The sequence below is a fragment of the Sinorhizobium sp. genome (assembly GCF_059070375.1).
Window position 1 is genome coordinate 2,937,785 of sequence record NZ_JCACWC010000003.1, and the last position, 24,973, is coordinate 2,962,757.

A 24,973-nucleotide genomic window follows, 5' to 3' on the forward strand; every position below is an offset into this window, starting at 1 on the left:
TTCCAGACCCGCGGCAATTGCCGCGTCGCCGCTTTCCTTGCGCCGACACTAGTCCTCAAAAGGGTCCGTCACAAGTATCGTGTCGTCCCGTTCCGGGCTGGTCGAAAGTAGCGCGACCGGCGCGCCGATCAGTTCCTCGACCTGGCGAACATACTTGATCGCCTGCGCCGGAAGATCGGCCCAAGTGCGGGCGCCCACCGTCGATTCTTTCCATCCCTCGAGCGTGATATAGACCGGCTTTGCCGAAGCTTGCTGTGCCTGACTTGCGGGAAGATGGTCGATCTGCTGTCCATCCAGAGTATAGCCGACGCAAATCTTCAACTCGTCCAGCCCGTCGAGCACGTCGAGCTTGGTGAGCGCTATGCCCGTGATGCCGTTAGCGGCCACCGACTGGCGCACCAGCGCAGCATCGAACCAGCCGCAACGGCGCTTGCGCCCCGTCACCGTCCCGAATTCATGGCCGCGCTCTCCGAGGAAGCGGCCGATCTCATCGTCGAGTTCGGTCGGGAACGGCCCTTCGCCGACCCGCGTCGTGTAGGCCTTGGTGATGCCGAGGATATAGCCGAGCGCGCCGGGGCCCATGCCCGAGCCGGCGGCGGCCTGACCGGCGACCGTATTCGACGAGGTCACGAAGGGATAGGTGCCGTGATCGATATCGAGCAGCGTGCCCTGCGCGCCTTCGAAGAGAATCCGTGCGCCCTTGCGGCGCTGCCGGTCCAGCAGCAGCCAGATCGTGTCCATGAACGGCAGCACGCGCTCGGCAACCGACGACAACTCGTCCATGATCGCCTGATGGCTGATTTCGGCCTCGCCGAGGCCGCGGCGCAACGCGTTGTGATGCGTCAGCAGCCGATCGACCTTTGCCGGCAGCGTGTCGAGATCGGCGAGATCCATGACGCGGATCGCGCGGCGGCCGACCTTGTCCTCGTAGGCCGGACCGATGCCGCGGCGAGTCGTGCCGATCTTCGTGCCGCTGTTTGAAGCCGCGTCCTCGCGTATGCCGTCGAGCTCGCGGTGCAGCGAGAGAATGAGCGTGGCATTGTCGGCGATGCGCAGGTTCTCGGGCGTGACCTTGACGCCCTGGGCCGCAAGCTTGTCGATCTCGGCGAGCAATGCATGAGGGTCGATCACCACGCCATTGCCGATGACGGCGAGCTTGCCGGGGCGGACGACACCCGAAGGCAGCAGCGACAGCTTGTAGCTGACGCCGTCGATCACCAGCGTGTGGCCGGCATTGTGGCCGCCCTGGAAGCGCACCACGATGTCGGCGCGTTCCGAGAGCCAATCCACGATCTTGCCTTTGCCTTCGTCGCCCCACTGGGATCCGACCACCACGACATTCGTCATAATTCTCTTCCTGTTTACGCGCGCATGCGGACGTTGCGCTGTTCTCAAACCCGCGCATCTATACTGTGTTGTCTTTCGGAAAGCGACCCCGTTATGAGCGGTGGCCAGCCCTTTTTGAATGACAAAGCGCGGATTTAACGCCTATATCTCGAACTCTCGTGCCATTCCGGCAATCCTCCTCCATCCCGCACGGACCGTATCATCGTGAACGCCAGAGCCTATTTCTATCTCGGTATTACCGCGCTCTTTTGGGGCGGCAATTCAGTGGCGGGCAAGATGGCCGTCGGGCACGTCAGCCCGATGATGCTGACGACCCTGCGCTGGTTGCTCGCGCTTGCGGTCATCCTGGCCCTGATGACGCCGCAGATCCGCCGCGACTGGCAAAAGATCCGCCAGCACTGGCTGCAGCTGCTTGCCTATGGCGCCGTCGGCTTCACCATGTTCAATGCGTTCCTGTATTCCGCTGGTGCAATACACCAGCGCCATCAATGCCGTCATCCTTCAGGCCGGCATTCCGATGCTGATCTTCATCTTCAATTTCGCGCTTTTCAAGATGAAGGCGTCGCTCGCCCAGGTCATCGGCTTTACCGTGACGTTAATCGGCGTGCTCATTACCGCCGCCCATGGCGATCTCGCCAGCCTCATGCGCCTGAGCTTCAATTTCGGCGACGCGCTGATGATCCTCGCCTGCATCGTCTATGCCGCATATACGGTTGCGCTGCGGTGGAAACCGGCAATGCATTGGCAGAGCTTCATAGCCGCCCCGGCCTTCGGGGCGCTGCTGAGCGCCATACCGCTCCTCTTGTGGGAGATCGGGAAAGGTACGGCAATCATGCCGGATGCGACCGGCTGGGCGATCGTGATCTATGCGGCGATCTTCCCCTCGCTGATGTCGCAGGTTCTCTATGTTCGCGGCGTCGAGATGATCGGCGCCAATCGTGCCGGCCTGTTCATCAACGCCATTCCCGTGTTCGGGACCCTTCTCTCCGTCCTTCTGGTCGGCGAGATATTCCACCCGTTTCATCTCGCGGCTTTGGCACTCGTCCTCGGCGGCATCGCCATTGCCGAACGCGGCCGGCCGAAGCTGCCGCGGTGACATAATGGTAAAGCCCCTCCCCTGCGGACGCCTGCGGGAAGGGGCAATTTGAGAGCCCGAGTGCGGCTCAGTCGATATTGAACACCAGCGGCTTTGCCTGGCGGATCGCTTCGTTCGCCCGCAGCTTGCCGAGCACGGTCTCCGAAACCGGGCCATCGACGTAAAGCAGCGCGATCGCATCGCCGCCCTGCTTCTCACGGCCGAGCTGGAAATTGGCGATGTTGACGCCCGCGTCGCCGAGGGTCGATCCGATGAAGCCGATCATGCCGGGAACGTCGGTGTTGGTTATGTAGACCATGTGATTGCCGACATCCGCATCGAGATTGATGCCCTTGATCTGGATGAAGCGCGGCTTGCCGTCGGAGAAGACGGTCCCTGCGACGGAGCGGGTCTGGTTCGCCGTCTTGACAGTCAGCTTGATGTAGCCGTCGAAGACACCGGTCTTGTCGCGCTTGACCTCGGAAAGGATCACACCCTTTTCCTTGACCATGACCGGCGCCGAAACCATGTTGACGTCGGCCACCTGCGGGCGGATCAGGCCGGCGAGCGCCGCGCTCGTCAGCGCCTTGGTGTTCATCGCCGCGGTCGAGCCGTCGTAGAGGATCTCGATCTCCTTGATCGCGCTTTCGGTGACCTGTCCGACAAAGGCACCGAGAACGTCCGCGAGCCGGATGAAGGGCTTCAGGATCGGCGCCTCTTCCGCCGTGATCGACGGCATGTTGATGGCGTTCGTGACCGCACCCTTGACGAGATATTCCGACATCTGCTCGGCGACCTGCAGAGCGACGTTCTCCTGCGCCTCGGTCGTCGATGCGCCGAGATGCGGAGTGCAGACGACGTTCGGCAGGCCGAAGAGCGGGCTCTCGGTGGCGGGCTCGACCTCGAAGACGTCGAAGCCTGCGCCGGCGACCTGGCCGGACTTGAGGGCCTCGGCAAGCGCCTTTTCATCGACGAGACCGCCGCGGGCGCAGTTGATGATGCGCACGCCCGGCTTGGTCTTCGCGATCGCCTCCGCGTTCAGGATGTTGCGGGTCTTGTCCGTCAGCGGCACGTGCAGGCTGATGAAGTCTGCCTGGGCGAGGAGTTCGTCGAGCTCGACCTTGACGACGCCCATTTCCTCTGCCCGCTCCTTCGACAGGAACGGATCATAGGCGATGACGTGCATCTTGAGACCGATCGCGCGGGCGCAGACGATCGAGCCGATATTGCCGGCGCCGATGACCCCGAGCACCTTGCCGGTGATCTCGACACCCATGAACTTCGACTTTTCCCACTTGCCGGCCTGGGTCGAGCCGTCGGCGGCGGGAAGCTGCCTTGCCACGGCGAACATCAACGCGATCGCATGCTCGGCGGTGGTGATCGAGTTGCCGAAGGGCGTGTTCATGACGATGATGCCGCGGCGCGAAGCGGCGGGAATGTCGACATTGTCGACGCCGATGCCGGCGCGGCCGACGACCTTGAGATTGGTCGCGGCGGAGATCAGCTTTTCGGTCACCTTGGTGGCGGAGCGGATGGCAAGGCCGTCGTAATTGCCGATGATCTCGGCAAGCTTCTCCTTGTCCTTGCCAAGCTTCGGCTGGAAATCCACTTCCACGCCATGATCGCGGAATATCTGGACAGCGGTTTCCGACAGTTCATCGGATACGAGAACGCGAGGTGCCATGAAGGCCTCCTTGAAAAACAGGTCTGAACCATTGGGGATTAGGCTTCGCCCTCAGGGAGAGCGAAGCGGATCGCATCGGATCAGGCGGCAGCCTGCGAAAGCGTCGCCTTCTGGGTCTCGAAAGCCCAGGCGAGCCACGGCATCAACGCTTCCATGTCGGACGTCTCGATCGTCGCGCCCGCCCATATGCGAAGCCCGGACGGCGCATCGCGATAATGGCCGATGTCGAATGCGACGCCTTCCTTCTCGAGGAGGGCCACGACCCCCTTGGCGAAGGCGGCCTGTGCGTCCGCGTCGAGCGCCGACACATCATTGTCGGCGATCTTCAGGCAGACCGACGTATTGGATCGGGTTTCGGGCTTCACCGCGAGGTTGGCGATCCAGTCATTGGCTGCAACGAAACGGTGAATGACCTCGGCATTGGCATCGGCGCGGGCCATCAGACCCTCGAGGCCACCGACCGACTTCGCCCAGAGAAGCGCGTCGATATAGTCCTCGACGCAGAGCATGGACGGCGTATTGATCGTCTCGCCGGTGAAGATACCCTCGATCAGCTTGCCGCCCTTGGTCATGCGGAAGATCTTCGGCAGCGGCCAGGCGGGGACATAGGTCTCCAGCCGTTCGACTGCGCGGGGGCTGAGGATCAGCACGCCATGAGCGCCCTCTCCGCCGAGCACCTTCTGCCAGGAGAAGGTCACGACGTCGAGCTTGGCGAAATCGAGCGCCTGCGCGAAGGCGGCGGAGGTCGCATCGCAGATGGTCAGGCCCTTGCGATCCGCGGGAATGAAATCGGCATTCGGGACCCGCACGCCGGAGGTCGTGCCGTTCCAGGTGAAGACCACGTCGCGATCGAAATCGACCTTGGACAGGTCCGGGAGCGCGCCGTAATCGGCCTCCAGGCGGCGGACATCGGAAAGCTTCAACTGCTTGACGACGTCGGTCACCCAGCCGGCACCAAAGCTCTCCCACGCCAGCATGTCGACGCCGCGGGCGCCGAGCAGCGACCAAAGCGCCATCTCAACGGCACCGGTGTCCGAAGCGGGCACGATACCGATACGGTAATCGGCCGGAACTTCGAGAATTTCGCGGGTGAGGTCTATCGCTTGCTTGAGCTTTGTCTTTCCGATCTTGGCTCGGTGCGAGCGACCGAGCGGGGCATCGGAGAGAGCTTCGAGCGTCCAACCGGGACGCTTGGCGCAAGGACCAGAAGAAAAATGAGTATTGGCCGGGCGCATGGCCGGCTTGGCAGGCTTCGTCATATGCTATCCTCTCAGATAGAAGCCCCTCGTTGGGGAGGGGTGTCCCGCCGCCGGGAATATTGCGGCTCGGAGAGGAAGTCAAGCGGTCGCGTCGCGTTTGAAGAAAGTTTTGTCGTTTGGAGCAAACCGGCACTGCATCACCAAAGCGCGAAACGCAGTCCGACGCGGAACTCATGACGCGACAGTCCGTCGTCATAGCCCTCCGCGCCCCCGGAGCCAAACATGTCGCCATCCGCAATCTGCGAATAGCGATAGCCGGCATCGAACTTCAGCCGATCCGTGACGTCGTAGGAGGCGCCCGCCATGAAGGCATAGGTAAAGCGCCAGCTGTCTCGCCCGCCGTAGGAAGCACCGCCCGCCGCCCCGGAGCAGGCCCCGCCTGCCCCAACGCAGGTCGAGGTCTCATGGGTCGTTTTCCAGTCGATCCGGGTCGCTCCGATACCGGCACCGAGATACGGCGTGAAACCGGCAAGCGTCGCCAGATCGACATAACCGTTTGCCATCAGGCCGAGCGCGGAAAAATTGGCGCTATGGGAAAGAGCGCACCTCGTCCCCGCGCCCTCGCCCGCGCACGGACTGGCGGACAGCGACGTCCCGTCGAAGCGGCCCTCGAAATATTCGGCCGTTAGATCGGCACGAATGACGTCGGTGAATTGATAGCCGAGGCCGATGGTGGCGGAGGCCGGCTTGTCGAAGCGCGCGTCGTCGAAGGAAACGGCTCCCGTGCCGCCAGAGGAGCGGTAGAAGGGATCGCCCTCGTCCAGCCAGGCTGCGTAGCCGATGTCGCCACGTAGATAAGGGCCGCCGCCGGTCGCTTCCGGCGAAATCGTGATCTCGGGCGCGTCGAGCAGCTCTTCGTCGGCGGCCTGCGCAGAGAACGGCGCCAACAGGCCGGCGCAGAATGCCATGCTGCAAAATCCCCGTCGCCAATCCATGCCGTGCCCTTTCGCTCGGCCAGGTGCTGCGGGCTTGCGCATATATGGGGAGACGCAAAGCGCTGCAGCATGAAGCTGGCCATTCGCGTTAACTATTGCAGGCACGGGTTAACTACGGGTTAACCATGTCTCTTAGGAACGTGGAAACCGGTCAGTGGACAAAAACATGCAGCTGCTCAAAGGGCTACAGCGCCATTTGCGCGTCTCATAAGACGCGCGGCGCTGTAGGGAACTTTTCGCAGGACTGCAATCTGGCCTCTGCCTCGTCCCTGTGCTTGTCACAGGGATGAGGCGATCAAACAAGCGGCGGCGGTGGCCCGAATCTCAACAGGCCTTAGCCCGGATCACTTATATACGATCGGCTCGGCCGGCGGCACATAGGCCGCTTCGCAATTGTTGCCGAAGGAATAGCGCAGGCCGGCGCGCGCCTCGTGCACATAGATGTCCTTGTCGTAGGCCGGGCCGCTGTTGAGATTGTAGCCGAACATGTTGCCGCCGTTGATATGGCGGAAGCGGTAGCCGACATCGGCCTTGAGATTGCAGGTGAGATCCACGGCGGTACCGGCCATCAGCGCATAGGTGAAGCGCCAATCGCTTTCGCCCTTGTGCTCGATCGTCGGGTCGCAGTTGCCGGGATCCGTAACGTCGCAACTCGTGTTGCGCAGGGTTCCCCACTTTACCCGGGTACCACCGATACCGGCACCGACATAGGGTGTGAAGGCACCGTAGGTCCCGAGGTCGACATAGGCATTGGCCAGCAGGCTCCAGGCGGACATCGATGCGACATCGTTCGAGACGCAGTTGACGGCAACCCCGCAACCGCCGCTGGTAGAGCCGTTGAAGTCGGACTCGCCGAGGTAGTCGAGCGTGACGTCGGCACGCAGATAGCTGTTGATCTGGTATCCGACACCGCCGCCAAGGACGTAGGAATCATCTACATCGGCGCGGTCGAAATCGACCAGATTGCTGTTCGAGCCCTGGAAATAGTGGGCACCGCGCAAATCGTTCCACGCGTAACCGACGTCGCCGCGCAAATACCAGCCGCTGGCTTCGACCACCTCCACCGGCTGCTCGACGAACGGTGCTTCTACGGGCGGCTGATAGACGTCCGCTGCATAAACCGGCGTGCCGCTCAGCAGAGCCGCAGCAACGCCCCTAAAAATCTTCTTCATGCCCCAACCCCAATACATTAGTGTATTCTTGAACGGCTGATGGATCATAGTCGCAGCCGTTTTGTATGCTTCGACGCATGATGAAGGGGAAAGGTTAATCCCTGATTAACTACAAAAATTTACCTTGAATATTAACTTTTGGAAGTATTCGGTCGGTATATTTACGTACAGTGATTGCCCCTCATCCGCCTGCGGATGAGGGGCAGCGGCTATTTCTTAATCAGGCAGCGTTGCGCACGCCGCCGATCACGTTGACGAGTTCGTCGACGATGCGCTCGACCTGACCGCGGTCGTCGCCCTCCGCCATGACGCGGATCAGCGGTTCGGTGCCGGAGGGCCGGATGAGCAGCCGCCCGTTCTTGGCGAGCTGCGCCTCCGCATCGGCGATCGCCTGCTGCACGCCGGCATCCTCCAGGGGCTTGCCGGCCGCAACGCGAACATTCTTCAGGACCTGCGGCACGGGCTCGAAACGACGGCAGATTTCGCTCACAGTCTTGCCCTGGCGCTTTACGACCGCGAGGATCTGCAGCGCCGCGACGAGGCCGTCGCCGGTGGTGCCGAAATCGGAAAGCACGATGTGGCCCGATTGTTCGCCACCGACGTTCAGGCCGTCCTGACGCATCTGCTCGACGACGTAGCGATCGCCCACCTTGGTGCGGTGGAGCTTGAGCCGGCGCGCCTGAAGGTAGCGTTCGAGGCCGAGATTCGACATGACGGTCGCGGCAATGCCGCCGCCCTTGAGCATGCCATCTGCCGCCCAGCTGTCGGCGATGACCGCCATGAGCTGGTCGCCGTCGATCACCGCCCCCTCCTCGTCGACGATCAGAACACGGTCGGCGTCTCCGTCGAGCGCGATGCCGATATCCGCCCTCACCTCGTGCACCTTCTTCTGAAGCGCCGCCGGATGCGTCGATCCGCACTCAAGGTTGATGTTGACGCCGTTCGGTTCGGTTCCGATCGTAACGACTTCGGCGCCTAGTTCCCAAAGGGCGGAGGGCGCGACCTTGTAGGCGGCACCGTTTGCGCAATCGATGGCGATCCGAAGACCTTTCAGCGTGACGTCGCGCGGCAGCGTCCGCTTGGCTTGCTCGATATACCGGTAGATGTCACCGTCGACGCGCTTGGCCCGGCCGATATCCTCCGGCTTGGCCAGCTGCCCGGACATATCCTGCTCCAACAGTTCTTCGATCTTTTGTTCGATGTCATCCGAGAGCTTGTAGCCATCGGGCCCGAAGAGCTTGATGCCGTTGTCGCGGAACGCATTGTGCGAGGCGGAGATCATCACGCCGATATCGGCCCTCAGCGACCGCGTCAGCATGGCAACGCCGGGCGTCGGGATCGGGCCGAGCAGAAAGACGTCGAGCCCCGCTGCCGTGAAGCCCGCGACCATTGCGTTCTCGAGCATGTAGCCGGACAGGCGCGTGTCCTTGCCGATCACCACCCGGTGGCGGTGAGCGCCGTTTCTGAAAATCGTTCCTACTGCAATGCCGACCCGCATGGCGAGGTCCGGCGTCATCGGAAATATATTGGACTGGCCGCGAATGCCGTCGGTGCCGAAATATCTGCGCTTCATAAAAACTCCATTGTCCTGCTTCGGCGTCGCCTCTTGTGCCGGCCGCGTGCGCCTGCTTGTTCCGCTCTTGGTTTTCATAGTTCCGCGACCCGCCCGCAAATCTGCGCCATATTTGCCATAAAACCGCAATATACGGCACCGATCATAACATCAGAAATCATTACAGCGCGTTACAACCGGATCTTTCCCTGAGCAACGCTTGGGCGCACCACTGTTGCACTGAAACGCGAGCATCCAAAAATGCCGCCGCTCCTTCCGGGGCGGCGGCATTGGATTTGCGCATGTGTGGGAACCTATTGCGGCTGCGGTTCGAACCCACCTTCGGGCTCCTCGCCCTTGGTGCCGGCTTCCTTCTTCGTGCCGGCTGACGGCACTGCAGAGCCGCGATGCGGTGGTGTGTCGTCCCCGAGATCGCGCGCCGGCTTCTCGCCGCGGATCAGTGCCTTGATCTCGTCGCCGGTCAGCGTCTCGTATTCGAGCAATCCTTCCGCGAGAGCCACGAATTCATGGTTCTTTTCGATGAGGATGCGGCGCGCCGTCTCATAGGCCTCGTCGATCAGCCGGCGGATTTCGTTGTCGATTTTCTGGGCGGTCGATTCCGAAACGTTCTTCTGCTGCGCGACGGAATGGCCGAGGAAAACCTCCTGCTGATTCTCGCCATAGGCGACCTGACCGAGCTGGTCGGAGAAGCCCCACTGCGTCACCATCGCCCGGGCAAGCTTCGTCGCCTGCTCGATATCGGAGGATGCGCCGGAGGTGATGTTCTCCTTGCCGAAGGTCAGTTCCTCGGCAACGCGTCCGCCCATCATGATCGCAAGGCGCGAGATCATCCACTTGTAGCTCATCGAGTAGCGGTCGCCCTCGGGAAGCTGCATCACCATGCCGAGCGCACGGCCGCGGGGAATGATCGTCGCCTTGTGCAACGGATCGGCCGAGGGGACGTTGAGCGCGAGGATCGCGTGGCCCGCCTCGTGATAGGCGGTGAGCTTCTTCTCGGCTTCGGTCATGGCCGAAGAGCGGCGCTCGGCGCCCATCATGATCTTGTCCTTGGCGTCCTCGAACTCCTGCATGGTAACGAGGCGCTTGTTGCGCCGCGCCGCCATCAGCGCGGCCTCGTTGACGAGATTCATGAGATCGGCGCCCGAGAAGCCCGGCGTGCCGCGCGCCAGCACCTTGAGGTCCACGTTCGGTGCGAGCGGCACGTTGCGGACATGCACTTTCAGGATCCGCTCGCGGCCGTTGATGTCCGGGTTCGGTACGACGACCTGGCGGTCGAAGCGGCCCGGACGCAGAAGCGCCGGGTCGAGCACGTCCGGCCGGTTCGTGGCTGCGATGAGGATGATGCCCTCGTTCGCCTCGAAGCCGTCCATCTCGACCAGCAGCTGGTTCAGCGTCTGCTCGCGCTCGTCGTTGCCGCCGCCGAGACCGGCGCCGCGATGGCGGCCGACCGCATCGATTTCGTCGATGAAAATGATGCAGGGGGCGTTCTTCTTCGCCTGCTCGAACATGTCGCGGACGCGCGATGCGCCGACACCGACGAACATTTCGACGAAGTCCGAACCCGAAATCGTGAAGAAGGGGACGTTCGCCTCGCCGGCAACCGAGCGGGCAAGCAGCGTCTTACCGGTGCCGGGCGGTCCGACCAGCAGCACGCCGCGCGGGATGCGGCCACCGAGGCGCTGGAACTTCTGCGGGTCGCGCAGGAATTCGACTATTTCCTCGAGATCCTGCTTGGCCTCGTCGACACCAGCGACGTCGTCGAAGGTCACGCGGCCATGCGCTTCCGTCAAAAGCTTTGCCTTGGACTTTCCGAAACCCATCGCGCCGCGCGAGCCACCTTGCATCTGCCGCATGAAGAACAGCCAGACGCCGAGGATCAGGAGCATCGGCAACAGCGTTCCGATATAGCTGAGGAAGCCCGACGAGCCGTCCGTCTCCGGCCGAACCGTGACCGTGACGTCCTTGGCTTCCAGCCGCTCCGTCAGCGCCGTGTCGACGGCGGGCGCATAGGTCTGGAAAGTCGCCCCGCTTTCGGTGTAGCTGCCGATCACCTTCGAACCGGTGATCACCACGTCCTTCACACGGCTCGCGTCTACGTCCTTGAGGAACTGCGAGAATGGAATTTCACGCGAGCCTGCTCGTTCGGTCGGCTGCTGGAACATGCTGAATAGCGCTATCAGGAGAAGCGCTATGATTGCCCAAAGGGCAAAATTTCGAAAATTAGGGTTCATCGAACTCCCCGGAACCTGTCGCAGCCCGCGCATTCGCCGGACTGTATTGTTGGTCCTAACATAGGTGTCCGGGGTGACCTTGCCAAGGAAAACCGCCGGTTACGTTTCCATTTCTATCAAAACATCGTGCACCGGCGGCGCGGGGTATCGATCACGCCCAAACGACGCGGCGACCGCATCCGCCATGATCCTGTCGAAACCCGGCAAAAAGGTGTCGTAAAGCGGGATGTGGTACTCGACTTTCGCCGGAGCCTCGCCGAAGGCGAGCCCCGCGCCGCCCGTCGACGCGATTTCTGGTGCCACCGTGGATCCGCGCTTGGCAATCCCCGTCGGCAGCCCTGCGTCAATAAGCCTCTGAGTCCACAGCCTCCCCGAAGCGTCCGCGGCGACCGTAACCGCCGTCCCGCCGCTCTTTACCGTGAACCGCCCATCCCAAATGCCCTGCCCGCCCGGTCCGACGGCGAGCCCCGGCAGGTTGCGCGCCTCTCGATAGAGATAGAGACCGTTTGCCCGCCGGTCGAAGACGACCCGTCCCGCCGTCATGCGGCCAGGCTCACCCGATCGCAGGAACTGCGAAAGCCGCTGCACCGTGGCGCGAGCGGGCATGTGGTCGCGCCCGCCGAGAACAGACGCGACCGTCAGGAGCGCACGGCGCCAGTCCGCATCGTCGATCTCCCCGGCATGCCGTGCCGAAATCTCCGCGACGAGCGCCGCGTGAACGCGGATGCGCTCCTCGATCAGGGCGGCGGCTCTGGCGGAAGAGGCGGCGCGCTGACGCCCGTTGCACAAGGGCGTCGGCATCCCCTGGGATGTCGCTATCCGGGCACGCACCCGGACCCGCTCGAAGGCGGGGTTGGCATTGCTTGGATCGTCGATCCAGGAGACGCCGCATGCCTGGAGAAAGCTGCGGATCTCGGCGCGCGCCAAGCCGAGAAACGGCCGCAACACCCAGATCCGCCGTCCGTACAACATGGCCGCGGCCATGCCGGCGGCGCCATGCCCTTCGCCCTGCCCCCCGTCTCCAGCACCATCGCTTCTGCCGCGGGCAACGCGCATGGCGACGGTCTCCTGCTGGTCGTCACACGTATGGCCGGTCGCGATGCAATCGGCGCCAAGCCCCCCCGCGGCCTCGGCCAGCAATTCGTAGCGTTTGTTTCGAGCCGCCGCCTGAATGCCGGTCGACGGCTTCGCGCCCTCCCAGCGGTACACGCGGTGGGCAATACCGAGCGCGGCACAAAAAGCCGCCACATCTTCTGCTTCGCGAGCCGACTGCGGCCTCAGCGCATGGTCGACAGTGCAGGCGGCAAGGGAAAATCCACGGCGCTCATCTGCGGCGATCGCCGCATGCAGGGCTACAAGCAACCCCATCGAGTCGCTGCCACCGGAGACGGCAACCAGAATCCTGCAGGGCCTGATAAAGGATCGGAGAAAATTTCGGGCCGTATCGAGGACGGCATGGGGCATCTTGGCCCGCCTCAGCAGCCGAAACGGCTCTGCTCGCTCGCCACCTTCGCCTTCACGGCGGGTGATGCTTTCGGATAGCGCTTGTTGACCTCGCGCAGCGTGGCGCAGGCGGTCTCCTTGTTGTCGAGTGCGCCGAGGGACATGCCGAGCTTCAAGAGCATTTCCGGAGCCTTCGGTGACTTGCCGTGGCTCTGATGCGCGTTGAGGAAGGTCTTGGCCGCCTCGCTGTACTTGCCTTGCGAATACTGTGCCTCGCCCATCCAGAAGCTCGCATCCGCCGCCTTGTCGCCGCTTGGAAAGGCATCGAGATAATCGCGGAATTCCTGCTCCGCGATGCTGTAATCACCGGAAAGCACGTGGCTGTAGCCTGCTTGGTAGAGATCGCCCGGATCGCTGAGAGACGCGGTCGCCTGTCCGCTGTCCGACACGCTTCCCGGATTGTCGTTGAGGCCGCCGCCCTGGGTCGCAAGTCCTGTGTCGACGCCGGGCAGAGTCGCGTTGGCCCCGGGCTCAACGCCCGCCGTTGCAGAGACGGGATTGCCGTTCTCGTCGAAGATGATCTGACCCAGCGTCGTCGGCGCAGGCGCTGCGCCTGGCCCGCTGGGATCGACACCCGCCCTATCGGCGCCGCCGGCAGCCGGAGCGCCCGAGGGCCGGCTATCCGTCACCCCGGGGGTGACGGACGCCTGATCATTCGATTTCGGCGTTTCAAGCGCGCCGCTCTTCTTGGAGGAGGACCTGCCGTTTTCCAGGTCCTGGAAGCGGAACTCGTTGTCCTCCTGGAACTTCCGGATCTGCTCCTGCATCTGCAGGAGCTGGAAGCTCATTTCCTCGATACGCCCGTTGAGAGAGCGGATCTGTTCCTCGAGTTGACCGACCCGTGCGATATCGGATGACTGCACCTTCATTATCGGAAGGTTGCCCTTGCTGCCGGCATCGGTCTGCGTCGTACGGGCAAAGAGCCCGGAAAGCGGCATGGCATCTGCTGTAGAGCCGAGACCCGCAAGGGTCACGAGGCCAAGCAGTCCTGCCACGACAAATTTCTTCATTTCATTTGTCCTGTTCGTAACCGATTCTCCCGCCCCTGAATCGCCTTGCGCAGTACATTCGTCGAATCCGAGGTGGGGTGCCGCACAGTTTTCCAACTCCCGTGAAAAAGCAACGGAGTTCGGCCAAAGTGTGGTAAAAAAGAAAGGGCGGCCCGCAGGCCGCCCCTCGAATCCCCCTCGATGCCGAATAATCAGCTGCCGGCGCCGCCGAGAACGGTAACGGCGCGGCGGTTCTGCGACCAGCAGGAGATGTCGTCGCAAACGGCGACCGGTTTTTCCTTGCCGTAGGAGATCGTGCGCATGCGATTTCCAGGGATGCCGCGGCTGACGAGATAGTCGCGGGTCGCGGCAGCGCGGCGGGCGCCGAGCGCGAGGTTGTATTCGCGGGTGCCGCGCTCGTCGGCATGGCCTTCGATGGTGATTGCGTAGTTCGGATATTTTGCCAGCCACTGCGCCTGGCGGTCGAGCGTCGCCTGTGCGTCGGCTCGGATCGATGTCGAGTCGGTATCGAAGAAGATGCGGTCGCCGACGTTCACGGTGAAGTCCTGCTGTGAGCCCGGGGTCGCCGCGCCTGCGCCGAGTCCGAGGCCGGCAGCATCGTTCGGCAGGTTCTTCTTGGAAGCGCAGCCAGCAAGGGCAAGCGTCATGACGAGCGCGATCATGACCGGATTGCGGGCGATGGTCTGCATGCGGCTTGCTGCCGGGGTGTCAATTCGGCTCATGGGCCGGGTCTCCTTGAGAAGTGTCAAATTCACGGTTGCCAGACTGTAACCGGAAGCGGTTAATTGCTTTTCAACGGATATGGTTAACAAATCGACAATGTGCGTCGGGGCGCCTGCTACACCAGCACTTTGCGGCGAGAAAGCGGCACATTCGCCTCATTCCCTGCCATAACTGTGGACGCGCGATCACGAAGAATTTCGGGCCGTATCGGCCCGAAATCTTTGAATCTCATCAATTCTCTCGATCGGGCCCGCCGGCGGCCCTATTCCATCAACGGCGACCAGGCCGGGTCCGAGGCGAAGCCCTGCGTCTGGACGAGCTGTTCGTTGTAGCCCGTCAGATCGATCGAATAGAGCTGCGGACCGCCCGCACCGGCGTTCTGGCGGAAGAACATGAGAACGCGGCCGTTCGGCGCCCAGGTCGGGCCTTCATTGTGGAAGCCGGTGGTGAGAATGCGTTCGCCCGAACCGTCCGGCTTCATGACGCCGATCGAGAACTTGCCCCCGGACTGCTTGGTGAAGGCGATGAGGTCGCCGCGTGGAGACCAGACGGGCGTCGAATAGGAGCCGTCGCCGAAGGAAATGCGCGTCTGGCCCGAGCCGTCGGCGCCCATGACGTAGAGCTGCTGCCTGCCGCCGCGGTCGCTTTCGAAGACGATCCGGCTGCCGTCCGGCGAATAGGAAGGAGAGGTGTCGATCGCCGCGGTATTGGTGAGCCGCGTCGTCGTGCGCGAGCGCAGATCCATCGTATAGATGTTGGCGTTGCCTTCCTGCTGCAGGCTCATGATCACCCGCTGGCCATCCGGCGAGAAACGCGGGGCGAAGGTCATGCCCGGGAAATTGCCGACCACCTCGCGCTGCCCCGTTTCGAGCTGCAGCAGATAGACGCGCGGCTGCTGGTTCTCGAACGACATATAGGTGATTTCCTGACGGTTCGGCGAGAAGCGCGGCGTCAGCACGATGTCGTTGGCATTGGTGAGCGCCCGGGAATTGGCCCCGTCCTGGTCCATGATGGCAAGTTGGCGCTTGCGCGCGTTCTTCGGCCCGCTCTCGGCGACGTAAACGATGCGCGTGTCGAAATAGCCCTTCTCGCCGGTGATCCTCTCATAGATCGCGTCGGCGATGATGTGGGCGACCCGGCGCCAGTTCTCCGGCTGGGTGTAGAACTGCTGACCGAGCATCTGCTGGCCGGCAAAGGTATCCCAGAGGCGGAACTCCGCCTTCAGCCTGCCGTCGCCTTCCTGCGTGACGCGGCCGATGACGAGCGCCTGCGCGTTGATCACTTTCCAGTCCTCGAAACGCGGCGCGGCATCGGGATTGGAGATCTTCTCGATGAAGGCGCCCTTGTCGATCGGCGCGAAGAGCCCGGAGCGCTTCAGGTCTGCGGCAACGACGTCGGAGATCTTCCGGGCGAGATCGCCCTGCAGGAAGTCCGTGATCGCGATCGGCAGCGGCTCGACGTTACCCTTGTTGATGTTGATCTCGACGAGCGCATTTGCCGGCGAGGCAATGAGCCCGCAGCCGGCGACCAGCACCATCAGGAGGCGGAAAAAATTGCGTCTCAGCATTTCCATAAAGCCTTTCAGCCTTTCGTGTTCCGAGCAGGATGAGGCGCAATGATCCGCCCACAACCAGCCCAACCTGTCTAGAGCATCGAGCTCGGGTCGAAGTTGACGACGACCTCGCTCCACGAATCGTATTTGTCGGCCGGCAGCCCCTTGAAGGGAGCAGACTTCAGAATGGCCCGGCGTGCACCACCCATGAGTGCCCGCCGCGCCGCATCCGAGCCGCCGCTGGCTTCCACTTCCGGTTCGCCGTTCAGGTCGCCGTTCGGGTCGAGCCGCATCGTTACCTTGATGCGGACATCCGCCGCGTCGGCCATGCCGGGAATGATCGACCAGTTGTTCTGGATCTGGCCGCGAAGCGCGTCCATTTCGCTCTGCGAAAGCGTATTGCCGCTCGTCGTCTTCTTGCCGCCGAGGGCCGCCTCCTCGGTCGAGCGCTTGGCGCCGCCGCCGGAGGATTCCTGCTTGTTGAGCAGCGCCGCGACCTCGTCGGCATTGAAGTCGCTCTCCTTCTGGGAGGACGCCTTCTTCTGCTCCTTCTTGACTTCGTCCTTCTTGCGTTCGGGCGTCTTGGCCGTTTGCGCGGGCTTTTCGACCTTGGGCTTCGACTGCGGCGTCGGCACCCTGTCCGGCAGAGCCTCGGCCTCGGGATTTTCCGCAGGCTGTTCTTCCGCCGGTGCCGGTTCCGGCTTCGTGTCCGGCTTCACTTCCTGTTTGGGTTCGGGGAGTGCCGCCACTTCCGTGGCCGGCTCGGCCGCCGGCTTCTCCTCGACGTTCTCGATCGCTTCCTTCACCGGATCGGGTGTCGGCGGTGCCTTTTCGGTCTTCTGCGGCGCTGCGGCCGACTCGTTTTCGACCGGCTTGACATTGGGTGTGGGCGGCGTCTTCAGGTCGACGTCGTTCTCGCCGACATTCTCGGCGTTTTCGACAGGCGTCGGCTTCTTGGTCGGAACGGGCGATGCCTTTTCCTTGGCCGGAGCTTTCTTGTCGCCCTGCTGGATCTGCGTGATCGACTCGACCGGCACGATGTCGACCGGCAGCGCCTCGACATCCGCGACCTCGAAATCGGCCGGGCTGCCAAGCGACACCAGCGCCCAGGTGAGAACCAGAGCGTGGAGGACAGCAGATGTAGCGATACTGCCCTTCATTCGGACGATCACTTCTCTTGTTCTTGAAGCGTTACGAGACCCAGGTTCTTGAAGCCTGCCGCGGAGATGCGTGCCATCACCTTCATCACGGTGCCGTAATCGGCGCTGGTGTCGCCGCGCACATAGATGCGCTCATTGTAGCCGGTCGTGGCAATCGCCTCGAGCTTCGGCACGACCTCGTCGATCGCGATCGGAGTCTCCTGCAGGAAGATCTCGCCCGCCGGGTTGACCGAAACGGTGATCGGTTGGGTATCGGCGTTCATGGCCTTCGCCTGCGTTTCCGGCAGATCGATCGGCACGCCGACCGTCATCATCGGCGCGGCCACCATGAAGATGATGAGGAGAACCAGCATGACGTCGACGAGCGGCGTGACGTTGATCTCGCTGATCGCGCTTCTTCTGCCGCCACGGCGGCGGCGCCCGCCGCCCGACCCCTTGGCTCCGCCAGCTGCCATACCCATCAGCGTAGTCTCCGTGCTTTGAGGTCGTTATTGCGCGGCCTGACGAGAAGGCTGCAGCTTCTCGTCGATCTGCCGCGACAGGATGGCGGAGAACTCGTCGGCAAAGGCTTCCATGCGTGCCGTCAGCTTGCCGGCATCCGCGGTGAACTTGTTGTAGGCGATAACGGCAGGAATAGCGGCGAGCAGACCGATGGCGGTCGCCAGCAGCGCTTCGGCGATACCGGGCGCTACGACGGCGAGGTTGGTGGATTTGGAACCGGCGATGGCCTGGAACGAGGTCATGATACCGACGACGGTACCGAAAAGGCCGATGAAGGGTGCAGCCGAGCCGATCGTCGCCAGCGAGCCGAGCCTTGCCTCGAGCGCTTCGGATTCCCGGGCGAGCGTCACGTCCATGGCGCGGTCGATACGCATCTGTAGGCCGATCGGCGCGCGCGCGCCGCGCTCGAAGCTTTTCTTCCATTCGCGCATGGCCGAAACGAAGATCGCGCCCATTCCGCTCGTCTGCCTGTCCGAGAGGGTCCGATAGAGCTCCTCCAGCGATTGACCCGACCAGAATACCTGCTCGAAATTGTCGAGCTGCCGGCGGACGCGCCCGTAATTGAGGCTCTTGTCGACGACGATCGCCCAGGTCCAGACCGAGGCGGCGATGAGCCCCAGCATGACCAGCTTCACGACCAAGCCCGCTTGCATGAAGAGCGACCAGAGGGTCACGTCGCTCGTCGCGGCCAATCCAACCTGTTCCATCGATTTCAGTCCCCGAATCCAAACACCCGGCAGAGCAACTCATGCTCGAGACCGGGTCGCCCAAACGTCCTGCAGCAGGAATGCCCCGGTATTGCCACCGATCGCGGCATTGCGATCTACTCGCGTCAGCCTGCCTTCTTGCCGTCAATTTTGGTCAAAGGATGACGTGCACTGCACAAATCCTGATACACGGATTAAGACACCATTATGGTTAAGGGAGTATTACCGCGCGCGCAGTTCGACTGAGCTTGAGCGATACGGAACTTCGCACCGGGTCGCACGTTTCGGTGCCATGAGCCCCTGGCCCCCGAAACATACAGCCTTCCAGCCGAAATCGGGCTGACGATCCATGGCCGCTCGCAATCAACCGCTTTCCGAATATAACCGGCGCCGCGATTTCACGCGGACCAGCGAACCCAAGGGTGCGGTCGCGCAGCGCCGCGGGGACAACAGGATGCGGTTTCTGGTCCAGAAGCACGCTGCGACCCGCCTGCATTACGACTTCCGCCTGGAATGGGAGGGCGTGCTGAAGAGCTGGGCGGTGACCCGCGGCCCGAGCCTCAACCCCGAAGACAAGCGCCTGGCCGTGCGCACCGAAGACCACCCGCTTGCCTATGGCGATTTCGAAGGAACGATACCGAAGGGAGAGTACGGCGGCGGTACCGTGATGCTCTGGGATACCGGCTGGTGGGAGCCGGAGGATGACCCGTCGAAGGCCTTGAAGAAGGGCAAGCTCTCCTTCAAGCTGCATGGCAGCCGAATGAAGGGCGGCTGGGCGCTGGTGCGCATGCGGCCACGCGAAGGCGAAAAGCGCGAGAACTGGCTGCTCGTCAAGGAAACGGACGAGATCGCCTCCGAAGACGGCGAGAGTCTCATCAACGAGAACATCACCAGCATCGTCACCGGCCGGACAATGGAGGAGATCGCCAACGGCAAAGGCGAGAAGCAGGCACGGGTCTGGCATTCCAACGAGAGCATCGCGGCCAATCTCAAGGCGGGCGCGATCGCCGAAACCGGCAATGCGGCCAAGCCTGTCACGCGAAAAGCCTCCGGTAAGCTGCCCGCCTTCAAGGCACCGCAGCTGGCGACTCTGGTGACCAAGGTGCCTGCCGGCGATGCATGGCTGAACGAAGCCAAGTTCGACGGCTACCGTCTTGTCTGCGCCGTCGGCGCCGGCACCGTGCGCTGCTACACGCGCAACGGCCTCGACTGGACCGAGAAGTTCCCGGCAATTGCCGCGGCCCTTGCCGAACTCGACTGCCGGTCGGCCCTCATCGATGGCGAAGTGGTGGCGCTGTCGGAAGGCGGATCGACGTTCTCGGCCTTGCAGAAAGCGCTTAGAACGGGGGCCAGCACACGGCTTTACGCTTTCGACCTCATCGAGCTCGACGGCAAGGATTTGAGCCGTAAGCCGCTCGTGGAACGCAAGGAACGGCTCGAAGCGCTGCTCCAAACGCTCGGCACCACCTCGACCATACAATTCAGCGAGCATGTCCGCGGCAATGGCGAGCACGTGCTTTCCGCGATATGCAAGGCAGGCCAGGAGGGTATAATTGCCAAGGAGGCGGATGCGCCCTATCGCAGCGGGCGCAGCCGAAGCTGGCTGAAGGTGAAATGCACGAAGCGCCAGGAGTTCGTCATCGGTGGCTATACCCCATCTTCGAAGAAGGGACGCGCCTTTGCCTCGCTTCTTGTCGGGACGTTCGAAGGCCGGAAGCTGATCTACCGTGGCGGCGTCGGCACCGGATTCAGCGGAAAGACGATGAAGGAACTCGCTGCGGCCTTCGCGAAGCGCAGACGCGACACGTCGCCCTTCGACAGCGTGCCGCGAGAGAGAATGCGCAATTCGGTATGGGTTGAGCCGGACCTGGTGGCGGAGGTGGATTTCGCCGAGTTCACGGCTGACGGACATGTCCGCCACGGTTCATTCGAGGGATTGCGCGAGGACAAGGAGGCCAGGGCCGTGAAACTGGAGACAGCGAAGCCGGCGGAAGCGGAGCCGGAGACCGCCAAAAGCAAAACCTCGGCCAAGCCGCGCAAGACGCCGGCTGTGCAAGGAGACCGCGATGTTCTCGGTATTCGCATCTCGCATCCGGACCGGGTGCTCTTCGAAGGCCAGGGCATCACCAAGATCGATCTCGCCCGCTATTATGCCGTCGTCGCCGAGAGGATGCTCCCCTTTGCCGCCGATCACCCCGTTTCGCTGGTGCGCTGCCCGCAGGGCGGCGATCGGCACTGCTTCTTTCAGAAACACGCGAGCGACGGCTTCCCCGACGCGATCCGGGAAGTGCCGATCACCGAGTCATCGGGCGACACCGAGAACTATATGTACATCCACGATGCCAAGGGCCTCGTCGCCGCCGTGCAGATGGGAACGCTCGAGTTTCACATCTGGGGTTCAGGCATCGATCGACTGGAGAAACCCGACCGTCTGGTCTTCGATCTCGACCCCGATCCGAGCGTCGACTTCGAGACGGTCAAGGCGGCAGCCGTCAAGCTTCGCGACGAGCTCGCCGAGATCGGCCTGAAGACAGTGCCCATGGTGACCGGCGGCAAGGGCGTCCACGTCATCGTTCCGCTCCGCCCCCATGCCGAATGGGAAGAGGCCAAGGGCTTCGCCAAAGCGCTCGCGCGGTCTATTGCAGAGCGCGATCCGGATAATTTCGTCGCCACCATGTCGAAGGCGAAGCGCAAGGGAAGGATTTTCATAGACTGGCTGAGAAACGATCGCGGCGCCACGGCGATCGCACCCTATTCCACCCGCGCGCGCTCCGGCGGACCGGTGGCCACTCCGGTCGGCTGGGACGAACTCCAAGGGCTCGAAGCCGCCAACGGGTTTCACATTCCGGACATTGTCGAGCGGATAGAATCCGGAACCGATCCGTGGCGGGAGATCGGCAAGATCAGTCAGTCGCTGACGAAGAAGATATTGAACTCGGTCGAGTGAGCCGGCCGCTCACCCGGAAGCCGCCTGCGCAGCAAGGAATTTCGTTGCCAGTGCCTCCGGCAGACGCCTCGGCCGCCCCTGACCGTTGATGACCGCAATGATTACCTTGGCCGCGATCAGCAGAGCGTCGCCGCGCCTGATCTGCTGCTGCAGAATCATTTTTGCGCCGCCGGCCTTTTCGGTCGCGGTCTCGATGGTCAGGACGTCGTCCATGCGCGCCGGCGCCTTGAAGTCGATTTCCATACGATGGACGACGAAGACGAGGCCTTCCACGTCGCCTTCGATCGCCAGCGACGCCTGCTCGACGCCGAGAAGCCGCAGATAGTCGGTCCGGGCGCGTTCCATGAAATGCAGATAGCGCGCATGGTAGACGACGCCGGAAAAATCGGTGTCCTCGTAATAGACCCGCTGGATCAGTCGGTGGCCGGTCTCGGTCAGCTCGCCGGCAAGCGAAATCAGTGACATGGCATTCTCCGGGAGGATTTTTCGCGTTTTCCTGTGCAGGAACAAAAAGACATTTGCAAGCACTGCAGCTTTGTCACAATCCTATCCTATCAGGACCCTGTCCTCTTCCCGAGCAGGAGAATCGTGCATGAAGATTGCAGTCCTCGGCGGTGATGGTTTCGTCGGCTGGCCCACCGCCCTGTATTTGTCCGATGCGGGCCACGACGTTCACATCCTCGACAATCTCTCCCGCCGCTGGATCGACACGGAACTCGGCGTGCAATCTCTGACGCCGATGGATTCCATCCAGGAGCGCACGCGCATCTGGCACGCCGAAACCGGCCGGCGTATCCACTTCAATCTGATCGATCTCGCCCGCGACTACGAACTCCTGAAGAATTGGCTGGCGGAGCATCGGCCCGATGCGGTGGTCCACTTCGCCGAGCAGCGGGCCGCTCCCTATTCGATGAAGAGCGACAGGCACAAGAATTACACGGTCAACAACAACGTCAACGCGACCCACAACCTCCTCAATGCACTGGTCGAACTCGACCTCGATGCGCATCTCGTGCATCTCGGTACGATGGGCGTTTACGGCTATTCCACGATCGGGGCCGCGATCCCTGAAGGCTACCTGCCCGTCGGCATCGAGACCATGGGCGGAGAGACGGTGAACCAGGAAATCCTCTATCCTTCCAACCCGGGCTCCGTCTATCACATGACCAAGTGCCTGGATCAGCTGCTCTTCCAGTTTTATGCGAAGAATGACGGCCTCAGGATCACCGATCTGCATCAGGGCATCGTCTGGGGCACGCATACGGAACAGACGCGGCGTCATCCGCAGCTCATCAACCGCTTCGACTACGACGGCGATTACGGAACCGTCCTCAACCGTTTCCTGATCCAGGCAGCAATCGACTATCCGCTGACGGTTCACGGAACCGGGGGCCAGACGCGTGCCTTCATCCATATTCAGGACTCGGTGCGCTGCATCGAACTCGCGCTCAGGAACCCGCCGGCGCGCGGCAGCCGTGTCGAGATATTCAACCAGATGACGGAAACGCATCGCATCCGCGATCTCGCCGAGATGGTCGCACGCATGACCGGCGCGAAAATCGCCTGGCTTCCCAATCCGCGCAAGGAAGCGGCCGAGAACGAGCTCGTGGTGCAGAACGAGAAATTCCTCGCGCTCGGCCTCAATCCGGTTCGGCTCGAAGACGGACTGCTTTCGGAGATCGTCGATGTGGCGAAGAAGTTCGCCTATCGCGTCGATCGCTCGCGCGTGCCGGCCGTTTCCGCCTGGACGAAGGACATCGCCCCCTTGATCAACCACGATCCGGAGGGCAAGCGGCTGAAATCCGTTTCATGAGCCGCGTCTTCGCCAGTCCGGAGGGGCTCAGCCCCTCCTCTACGGTGACTGCGCGCCACGCTTTCGTGACGCTCGTCACCAATAGCGACTACGCGCTCGGTGCGCGGGCCCTGCTCAGATCGATCCGCCTCACCCGCACGCCCGCCGATATCGTCGTGCTCCACACCGGCGGGGTGGATGCCGCCGCTCTCGAGCCGCTGCGCGAATTCGACTGCCGCCTGATCCAAACCGATCTGCTGCCGCTCTCGGACGAATTCAACGCCCGGCATCAACGCCGCAACGTGCATGAGCAGGCACCCTTCACCAAAGGACGCAAGCCCGATTTCCATTCGCCGCTCGACAATTTCTGCAAGATAAGGCTGTGGCAACTCGTGGAATACGAACGCTGCATCTTCATCGATGCCGACGCGATCGTTTTGCGCAACATCGACAAGCTGTTTCTCTATCCGGAATTTGCCGCAGCGCCGAACGTCTATGAGAGTCTCGCGGACTTCCACCGCCTGAACTCCGGCGTCTTCGTCGCCGAGCCGGCCGTCGCGACCTTCGAGAATATGCTCGCGGCCCTCGATGCGCCGGACGCCTTCTGGCCGCGCACGGACCAGACCTTTCTGCAAAGCTTCTTCCCCGATTGGCATGGACTGCCGGTGACGATGAACATGCTGCAATATGTGTGGTTCAACCTGCCTGGGCTTTGGGACTGGCGCTCGATCGGGGTGCTTCACTACCAGTATGAAAAGCCGTGGGAGAAGGATCATCCGCGCGCGGACGTGCTGCGCCCGCTGATCGATCTCTGGCACGCCTATCTGACCGGCAATCAAATTCCGGATATTGCCGGTCTTCCCAATCCGCCGCAGGCGGGTCCGACGTCGCCATGACCCGCGTTCTCGTCTCCGGCGGCACCGGATTCGTCGGCCGCTTCATCGTCGAGCACCTGCTGGCAAACGGCTATGAAGTCACGGTCGGCGGGCGCTCTCCGCCCCCTGCTGGCTTGTATTCGCAACGGGTGTCCCATGTGCCGCTGCGTCTCGATGCGGATGCGGACCAGGCCGGCGCGTTCGACGATATCTATTATTTCGTCCATGCCGCCTTCGAGCATGTCGAGGGCAGATATCGCGGAGGAGAGGGTGATGACCCCCAGGGGTTCCGCCGCGCCAATCTCGACGGCTCCGTTCGCCTGTTCGAGGAAGCGCGCGCCGCCGGCGTACGCCGCTGCGTTTTCCTGTCGAGCCGCGCGGTCTACGGCGACACGGCGCCGCCCCTTGTCGCAGAGACCTCACTTGCCGCTCCGGACACGCTCTACGGACAGGTAAAGCTCGCCACCGAGAACGCCTTGAAGTCGATAGCCGACCACAGTTTCGTCACGACGAGCCTGCGCGTCACCGGTGTCTATGGTCCCGCGGGCTCGGGGCGAAAACACAAGTGGAGCGATCTCTTTTCCGATTACATTGCCGGCCGGCCGGTACCAGGGCGCATCGGCACGGAAGTCCACGGCGACGATGTCGCCCAGGCCGTCCGGCTCATGCTCGAGACCGAACCGGCGAGGATATCCGGTCAGGTGTTCAACGTCTCCGACGTGCTGACCGACAACCGCCAGATTCTCTCCTTTCTCCAGGCCGCAACCGGCTGTCCGCACCCGCTGCCGCCGGCAGCGGAAGCCGCCGAATTCAAGACGATGTCGACGGAGAAGCTGCGCGCTCTCGGCTGGGTGCCGGGCGGAAGGGAAAGACTGGCTGCGACGATCCGGGAACTTGCGGGGAGACGGTGACCGGCAGGCGGATGAG

General features: G+C 62.7%; 19 protein-coding genes and 1 pseudogene. 5 read left to right on the forward strand and 15 right to left on the reverse strand.

What is annotated here, in order from left to right; all coding sequences use genetic code 11:
- Positions 1 to 48: 48 nt before the first annotated feature.
- The gene (locus AC5J09_RS26225; protein ID WP_275597386.1) at positions 49 to 1,347 is read right to left on the reverse strand and encodes an adenylosuccinate synthase; all 1,299 of its coding nucleotides are present in this window, start codon (positions 1,345 to 1,347) and stop codon (positions 49 to 51) included.
- Positions 1,348 to 1,551: 204 nt separating this feature from the next.
- Between AC5J09_RS26225 and AC5J09_RS26230 the strand changes: the two are divergent.
- Positions 1,552 to 2,443 (forward strand): annotated as a pseudogene (locus tag AC5J09_RS26230) (DMT family transporter).
- A 67-nt stretch (positions 2,444 to 2,510) separates the two neighbouring features.
- On the opposite strand, the gene serA reads toward AC5J09_RS26230, so the two are convergent.
- The 13 genes from serA to tolQ all read right to left on the reverse strand — a co-directional run bounded on the left by serA (position 2,511) and on the right by tolQ (position 18,432).
- Complete coding sequence (serA, locus tag AC5J09_RS26235; RefSeq protein ID WP_494298886.1) at positions 2,511 to 4,106, reverse strand: phosphoglycerate dehydrogenase; 1,596 nt, start codon at positions 4,104 to 4,106, stop codon at positions 2,511 to 2,513.
- A gap of 80 nt (positions 4,107 to 4,186) precedes the next feature.
- Positions 4,187 to 5,365, reverse strand: coding sequence for a phosphoserine transaminase (locus tag AC5J09_RS26240; RefSeq protein ID WP_018096853.1), 1,179 nt, complete (start codon positions 5,363 to 5,365; stop codon positions 4,187 to 4,189).
- Positions 5,366 to 5,502: 137 nt separating this feature from the next.
- The gene (locus tag AC5J09_RS26245; RefSeq protein ID WP_494298887.1) at positions 5,503 to 6,300 is read right to left on the reverse strand and encodes an outer membrane protein; all 798 of its coding nucleotides are present in this window, start codon (positions 6,298 to 6,300) and stop codon (positions 5,503 to 5,505) included.
- 344 nt (positions 6,301 to 6,644) lie between these two features.
- Positions 6,645 to 7,520 (reverse strand): outer membrane beta-barrel protein, encoded by an 876-nt coding sequence (locus tag AC5J09_RS26250; protein ID WP_494298888.1) that lies wholly within the window; start codon positions 7,518 to 7,520, stop codon positions 6,645 to 6,647.
- A 172-nt stretch (positions 7,521 to 7,692) separates the two neighbouring features.
- Positions 7,693 to 9,045 carry a phosphoglucosamine mutase gene (gene glmM / locus AC5J09_RS26255; protein WP_100673061.1) on the reverse strand — a complete coding sequence of 451 codons (1,353 nt, stop codon included), beginning with the start codon at positions 9,043 to 9,045 and terminating at the stop codon, positions 7,693 to 7,695.
- 293 nt (positions 9,046 to 9,338) lie between these two features.
- Complete coding sequence (ftsH, locus tag AC5J09_RS26260; RefSeq protein ID WP_100672988.1) at positions 9,339 to 11,276, reverse strand: ATP-dependent zinc metalloprotease FtsH; 1,938 nt, start codon at positions 11,274 to 11,276, stop codon at positions 9,339 to 9,341.
- A 99-nt stretch (positions 11,277 to 11,375) separates the two neighbouring features.
- Positions 11,376 to 12,740, reverse strand: coding sequence for a tRNA lysidine(34) synthetase TilS (gene tilS / locus AC5J09_RS26265; protein ID WP_494298889.1), 1,365 nt, complete (start codon positions 12,738 to 12,740; stop codon positions 11,376 to 11,378).
- Positions 12,741 to 12,751: 11 nt separating this feature from the next.
- Positions 12,752 to 13,789 carry a tol-pal system protein YbgF gene (gene ybgF, locus AC5J09_RS26270; protein WP_494298890.1) on the reverse strand — a complete coding sequence of 346 codons (1,038 nt, stop codon included), beginning with the start codon at positions 13,787 to 13,789 and terminating at the stop codon, positions 12,752 to 12,754.
- Between the two features lie 191 nt (positions 13,790 to 13,980).
- On the reverse strand, positions 13,981 to 14,511 hold the full coding sequence (gene pal / locus AC5J09_RS26275; RefSeq protein ID WP_494298891.1) for a peptidoglycan-associated lipoprotein Pal: 531 nt from the start codon (positions 14,509 to 14,511) through the stop codon (positions 13,981 to 13,983).
- Between the two features lie 263 nt (positions 14,512 to 14,774).
- Positions 14,775 to 16,085, reverse strand: coding sequence for a Tol-Pal system beta propeller repeat protein TolB (gene tolB / locus AC5J09_RS26280; RefSeq protein WP_018096845.1), 1,311 nt, complete (start codon positions 16,083 to 16,085; stop codon positions 14,775 to 14,777).
- A gap of 71 nt (positions 16,086 to 16,156) precedes the next feature.
- Positions 16,157 to 17,224, reverse strand: coding sequence for a cell envelope integrity TolA family protein (locus tag AC5J09_RS26285; protein ID WP_494298892.1), 1,068 nt, complete (start codon positions 17,222 to 17,224; stop codon positions 16,157 to 16,159).
- An 8-nt stretch (positions 17,225 to 17,232) separates the two neighbouring features.
- Positions 17,233 to 17,685, reverse strand: coding sequence for a protein TolR (gene tolR, locus AC5J09_RS26290; RefSeq protein ID WP_100672984.1), 453 nt, complete (start codon positions 17,683 to 17,685; stop codon positions 17,233 to 17,235).
- A gap of 27 nt (positions 17,686 to 17,712) precedes the next feature.
- Positions 17,713 to 18,432: a protein TolQ gene (gene tolQ, locus AC5J09_RS26295; RefSeq protein ID WP_003527594.1), complete on the reverse strand. Its 720-nt coding sequence runs from the start codon at positions 18,430 to 18,432 to the stop codon at positions 17,713 to 17,715.
- A gap of 349 nt (positions 18,433 to 18,781) precedes the next feature.
- Between tolQ and ligD the strand changes: the two genes are divergently transcribed.
- Complete coding sequence (gene ligD / locus AC5J09_RS26300) at positions 18,782 to 21,379, forward strand: DNA ligase D (protein ID WP_494298893.1); 2,598 nt, start codon at positions 18,782 to 18,784, stop codon at positions 21,377 to 21,379.
- Between the two features lie 9 nt (positions 21,380 to 21,388).
- Here ligD and ybgC read toward each other — a convergent pair whose 3' ends face one another.
- The gene (gene ybgC / locus AC5J09_RS26305) at positions 21,389 to 21,844 is read right to left on the reverse strand and encodes a tol-pal system-associated acyl-CoA thioesterase (protein ID WP_100672982.1); all 456 of its coding nucleotides are present in this window, start codon (positions 21,842 to 21,844) and stop codon (positions 21,389 to 21,391) included.
- A 127-nt stretch (positions 21,845 to 21,971) separates the two neighbouring features.
- On the opposite strand from ybgC, the gene AC5J09_RS26310 reads away from it, so the two are divergent.
- Genes AC5J09_RS26310 through AC5J09_RS26320 form a run of 3 tightly spaced genes read left to right on the forward strand, consistent with a single transcriptional unit; the run spans position 21,972 to position 24,957 of the window.
- Positions 21,972 to 23,192 (forward strand): NAD-dependent epimerase/dehydratase family protein, encoded by a 1,221-nt coding sequence (locus AC5J09_RS26310; RefSeq protein WP_494298894.1) that lies wholly within the window; start codon positions 21,972 to 21,974, stop codon positions 23,190 to 23,192.
- Entirely contained in the window at positions 23,189 to 24,067 is an 879-nt protein-coding gene (locus AC5J09_RS26315) for a glycosyltransferase (protein WP_494298895.1), read from the forward strand. Before AC5J09_RS26310 ends, AC5J09_RS26315 begins: the two co-directional genes overlap by 4 nt.
- The gene (locus AC5J09_RS26320) at positions 24,064 to 24,957 is read left to right on the forward strand and encodes an NAD-dependent epimerase/dehydratase family protein (RefSeq protein WP_494298896.1); all 894 of its coding nucleotides are present in this window, start codon (positions 24,064 to 24,066) and stop codon (positions 24,955 to 24,957) included. The genes AC5J09_RS26315 and AC5J09_RS26320 overlap by 4 nt, the downstream gene beginning before the upstream one ends.
- Positions 24,958 to 24,973: the final 16 nt, after the last annotated feature.

Coding starts and splice junctions, on each gene's coding strand:
- glmM (WP_100673061.1), bottom strand. CDS start 9,045: ATGAAGCGCAGATATTTCGGCACCGACGGCATTCGCGGCCAGTCCAAT.
- serA (WP_494298886.1), bottom strand. CDS start 4,106: ATGGCACCTCGCGTTCTCGTATCCGATGAACTGTCGGAAACCGCTGTC.
- AC5J09_RS26310 (WP_494298894.1), top strand. CDS start 21,972: ATGAAGATTGCAGTCCTCGGCGGTGATGGTTTCGTCGGCTGGCCCACC.
- AC5J09_RS26240 (WP_018096853.1), bottom strand. CDS start 5,365: ATGACGAAGCCTGCCAAGCCGGCCATGCGCCCGGCCAATACTCATTTT.
- AC5J09_RS26225 (WP_275597386.1), bottom strand. CDS start 1,347: ATGACGAATGTCGTGGTGGTCGGATCCCAGTGGGGCGACGAAGGCAAA.
- AC5J09_RS26315 (WP_494298895.1), top strand. CDS start 23,189: ATGAGCCGCGTCTTCGCCAGTCCGGAGGGGCTCAGCCCCTCCTCTACG.
- tolB (WP_018096845.1), bottom strand. CDS start 16,085: ATGGAAATGCTGAGACGCAATTTTTTCCGCCTCCTGATGGTGCTGGTC.
- pal (WP_494298891.1), bottom strand. CDS start 14,511: ATGAGCCGAATTGACACCCCGGCAGCAAGCCGCATGCAGACCATCGCC.
- tolQ (WP_003527594.1), bottom strand. CDS start 18,432: ATGGAACAGGTTGGATTGGCCGCGACGAGCGACGTGACCCTCTGGTCG.
- ligD (WP_494298893.1), top strand. CDS start 18,782: ATGGCCGCTCGCAATCAACCGCTTTCCGAATATAACCGGCGCCGCGAT.
- AC5J09_RS26320 (WP_494298896.1), top strand. CDS start 24,064: ATGACCCGCGTTCTCGTCTCCGGCGGCACCGGATTCGTCGGCCGCTTC.
- AC5J09_RS26245 (WP_494298887.1), bottom strand. CDS start 6,300: ATGGATTGGCGACGGGGATTTTGCAGCATGGCATTCTGCGCCGGCCTG.
- ftsH (WP_100672988.1), bottom strand. CDS start 11,276: ATGAACCCTAATTTTCGAAATTTTGCCCTTTGGGCAATCATAGCGCTT.
- tilS (WP_494298889.1), bottom strand. CDS start 12,740: ATGCCCCATGCCGTCCTCGATACGGCCCGAAATTTTCTCCGATCCTTT.
- ybgC (WP_100672982.1), bottom strand. CDS start 21,844: ATGTCACTGATTTCGCTTGCCGGCGAGCTGACCGAGACCGGCCACCGA.
- tolR (WP_100672984.1), bottom strand. CDS start 17,685: ATGGGTATGGCAGCTGGCGGAGCCAAGGGGTCGGGCGGCGGGCGCCGC.
- ybgF (WP_494298890.1), bottom strand. CDS start 13,789: ATGAAGAAATTTGTCGTGGCAGGACTGCTTGGCCTCGTGACCCTTGCG.
- AC5J09_RS26250 (WP_494298888.1), bottom strand. CDS start 7,520: ATGATCCATCAGCCGTTCAAGAATACACTAATGTATTGGGGTTGGGGC.
- AC5J09_RS26285 (WP_494298892.1), bottom strand. CDS start 17,224: ATGAAGGGCAGTATCGCTACATCTGCTGTCCTCCACGCTCTGGTTCTC.